The organism is Moorena sp. SIO3I6, from assembly GCF_010672095.1.
This window is the reverse complement of sequence record NZ_JAAHHU010000741.1, coordinates 1-2,326: the sequence shown is the minus strand read 5'-3', so window position 1 is coordinate 2,326 and position 2,326 is coordinate 1. Positions and strand designations below refer to the sequence as shown.

The 2,326-nt window shown below is 45.7% G+C and carries 2 protein-coding genes and 1 pseudogene; 2 read left to right on the top strand and 1 reads right to left on the bottom strand.

Annotation, left to right across the window (positions count from 1 at the left end; all coding sequences use genetic code 11):
- Positions 1 to 209: HisA/HisF-related TIM barrel protein (locus F6K49_RS42120; RefSeq protein ID WP_293107271.1), on the bottom strand; the 209-nt coding region annotated here is incomplete at its 3' end.
- Between the two features lie 41 nt (positions 210 to 250).
- On the opposite strand from F6K49_RS42120, the gene ruvB reads away from it, so the two are divergent.
- Complete coding sequence (gene ruvB / locus F6K49_RS42115) at positions 251 to 1,342, top strand: Holliday junction branch migration DNA helicase RuvB (RefSeq protein ID WP_293023226.1); 1,092 nt, start codon at positions 251 to 253, stop codon at positions 1,340 to 1,342.
- A gap of 271 nt (positions 1,343 to 1,613) precedes the next feature.
- Positions 1,614 to 1,871 (top strand): annotated as a pseudogene (locus F6K49_RS42110) (helix-turn-helix domain-containing protein); the annotation flags it as partial.
- Positions 1,872 to 2,326: the final 455 nt, after the last annotated feature.

Sequence of the window (2,326 nt, the reverse complement as noted above, 5' to 3'; positions counted from 1 at the left end):
GCTGTACGGTAGACTACATCAATAATAATGTCTCGGTCTTCATGGGTAGCAGTTATATCCAAAAACACCAGCTCATCTGCACCAGCATCATTGTAAACTTGTGCTAATTCCACTGGATCACCAGCGTCCTTAAGATTAACAAAGTTGACCCCTTTAACAACTCGCCCAGCTTTTACATCCAGGCACGGTAAGATTCTCTTAGCCAGCATAAGTAAACTAAGTATGAAGTATGAAGGATGAAGTATGACCCATGGCCATAACGTCTTTTAGACAACAGTACCAAAACCCAGATAGAGAACCCAAATCTAGCAAGAAGCGAAAAGGTCGCAGTAAACCCCGTCAGACGCAAAGCGATGGAGACCTACTGCTAGCAACGGCTACCGCTGAGGAAATTGGTCATCAGGAAGAGAGTATTAGACCGCAACGCTTAGCCGACTACATCGGACAAAAAGAACTCAAAGGAGTTTTGGAAATTGGCATTCAAGCCGCCAAAGCCAGAAATGAGGCCATGGATCACCTGCTGTTGTATGGACCACCAGGATTAGGGAAAACAACCATGTCGCTAATTTTGGCAACTGAGATGGAGGTGAATTGTAAAATTACTGCTGCACCTGCCTTAGAGCGTCCACGAGATATTGTGGGGCTTCTGGTTAATCTCAAGCCTGGGGATATCTTATTTATAGACGAAATCCATCGTTTATCGCGCATGACAGAGGAATTACTATATCCAGCCATGGAAGACTATCGATTGGATATCACTATTGGTAAGGGTCAGAGTGCCAAAACCCGTAGTATTCCTCTGCCGCAGTTTACCTTAGTGGGGGCAACCACCAGAGTAGGTTCCTTAACCTCACCCCTACGCGATCGCTTTGGTATGATCCAACGCTTACGCTTCTATGAGATCGATGAATTGAGTTTAATTGTAACGAGGACAGCTCAACTGCTCAAGGCAGCAGTAACGGAAGATGGTGCTGAGGAAATTGCCCGTCGGTCTCGTGGCACACCTCGAATTGCTAACCGACTCCTGAGGCGAGTGCGAGACTATGCTCAAGTCAAAGGCATTGAGCAAATTAACCAGGATGTAGCAGCTCAAGCCATGGAAATCTTTAATGTAGACCCGATGGGCTTAGATTGGACAGACCGACTGGTGCTCAAGGTAATGATTGAACAGTTCAATGGTGGACCAGTTGGTTTAGAAGCAGTGGCAGCCTCTACTGGAGAAGATGCTCAAACCATTGAAGAGGTTTATGAACCTTATCTGTTACAAATTGGTTTCCTGCACCGCACGCCTCGGGGTCGTGTCGCCACATCAGCGGCTCGGAAACATTTGGGCTATGAGTAGTTGTTAGTAGTTAGTAATTAGCTTCCGGCAAAAGAAGCCCCACAACGAACATGCGCAGCATGAGTGTGGGATGAATTTTGCACAGGGTCTCTTGGATTCGGCAAAGCCGACGCGGGGCGCGTTCGGGGAAACGAGCTATCAAGCTGTCTTAAAACTCAGACGAGGTCATCCCTCTTCGATTGGCATCTTGCTCCAGTTGTCTTTTTTCAAAATCGGTAATCCTAACATATAGTATAATATTACTAGGTCGATATACGAGAGGACAAGTCAAATGAGAATCGCGTATCAGTACAGGCTAAAACCGACAAGAGATCAGCAAACCAAGATTGATCATTGGTTGTCAATGTTGTGTGCTCAATATAACTATTTGCTGGCCGATCGGTTCAGGTGGTATGAAGAAAATCGCTGTTCAATTAATACTTGTCCGCTTGTATGTTACCTCCCGGAATTAAGGGATAATCCCGATTACTACAGTCAAAAAAAGACTCTTCCAAGTTTAAAAAAGACTCGCCCATGGTATAAAGACATCCGTGCGATTCGTTGGCTAGAAATCATACCTAAATAAGGTTTGGGGGATTAGCCGCTTGGTCTACTGAACCATGACAACTTGATAACCATGATGGTGTAAATCCATCCCTCGCGAAATCCGAGTGAAAGCCCTACCCTGATTTATGGACATAACAAACCCATGGATTGATGCAAGGGTTGAACAGCGAAGCATCCTTAACCTGACCGATGTTAGTAGCAGGCAGAGAACTCATGGGTACGAGAGAAAGGTATGTTTGAATCATCGTCATTGTAGTGTAGCGAAAGAAGGTTTGATACGCTACAGACAAAAAAGTCAACGGAGTTAGGATGTGCGGCTTGTTCTAAGTAAGAGCCTCCTTTACCAGGAGGGGTAAGACTTAGGTAATTCGCGGGGACAACCCCGAAAGATTACAACTATTCATCCGGATGGCGGTGCAAACCCGACCCCTAGAAGAG